The sequence below is a fragment of the Rhizobium giardinii bv. giardinii H152 genome, assembly GCF_000379605.1.
Taxonomy (GTDB): domain Bacteria; phylum Pseudomonadota; class Alphaproteobacteria; order Rhizobiales; family Rhizobiaceae; genus Pararhizobium; species Pararhizobium giardinii.
The window spans coordinates 1-1,243 of sequence record NZ_KB902621.1 but is presented as its reverse complement, the minus strand read 5'-3'; the positions used below and the strand labels follow the sequence as shown (position 1 = coordinate 1,243).

The 1,243-nt window shown below is 56.2% G+C and carries 1 protein-coding gene; it reads left to right on the top strand.

The window, feature by feature from the left end; translation table 11 throughout:
• A partial coding sequence (locus tag A3AY_RS0110880) for a 3-hydroxyacyl-CoA dehydrogenase NAD-binding domain-containing protein (RefSeq protein ID WP_245275902.1) occupies positions 1 to 900 on the top strand: 900 nt, incomplete at its 5' end.
• Positions 901 to 1,243: the final 343 nt, after the last annotated feature.

The following is a 1,243-nucleotide window of genomic DNA, read 5'->3' as shown; positions in this document are numbered from 1 at the left end:
CTGCAACTTCGCAAAAGCAAACACGCGCAAGCGCGAATTCATCTCTTTCTCTCTGGTAAAGGAGCCTTTCGATTTCCCGGCGCTTCTGGGGATGATAGACGCGTGGTCTCCGTCGCAATATCAGGGTCTGGAAAGCGCGCCAGGGCGATTGCCGCATTGCTTCGCAAATCTGGCCTGTCGATCAGTACCGATGGCTCTGCCGTAGCCGAAGCCGACCTCATTATCGACACTGGGGATGACCGAAAAACGGCTCTCTCGATCAGGCGTCTCGCTTCCCTTGCGAAGTCCAACGCTATTATTGCTACGACCCGCAGTAGAGATATGGATCGCCTTGCGAATTCGCGAAGGGGAAGTGCGGATATTGTCGGCCTCAATTTCCGCCTCTCAAGAAGGAGATCCCTTGTTGAGGTGACACCGACTGCAGCCACCAAGCCCGCAGCCGTCAATGCGGTACTCGCACTCCTTCGAAAGACCGGTGCGCAGGCAGTCGTTAGCCGGCAATCTGGTCTAGTCGGTGAGCGCATCATAGCTGCTTGTCGGGCGGCCGCGGACGATTTGCGTCGAAGAGGGGTGTCCCAGAAGGACGTGAAGACAGCTCTCTTTTCGTGCGGTATGTCGCGATCACGGGAGGTTACAGTCTCATCGGGAAAGTCGATCGATCCCGCTCTGCGCCATTGGCTGCTTGGCGAAATGGCGCGGGAGGCGGTAACGCTCTTGAGCGAAGGTATCGTTCGTCAATCATCCGACATCGATCTGATCTTAGTGCACGGATACGGTTTTCCGGACGAGGATGGTGGGCCGATTTGGGCAGCAGAACACATCCTACGCACCTCGTTTGGGGTCGCCGGGGGCGAAGAAGAAGCCAGCATGGCCTCCGCAGAGATCGGCCCGACCGGGTGATCCGGTTTGTCCTCTTTCGTACAATGCTGGGGCAGTTAAAATAATTTATTGTCGGCTATGGCCGATCGAGGAATTATCCCAAGGCCCGATCGCTTGGCAGTCTGATCGGGTGCTATGAGGAGAAGCTGTTGGCCTCTTCCTATCCCCGGGAAGAGGCCATTTTTTGGGGGATCCGGTCACTCCGACATTCCGATACTGACCGCGTATTTTCGTGGGTAGGACTAACCGTATGTGATTGCACGTCAGTATCGATCTTGCGCGGTTCGGTAGGTGCGACGACACAGTCGGTTCATGCTTCATACCCCAATTCGTCGGCCGTAGACGGCTCGGAGATTCTAGTTTA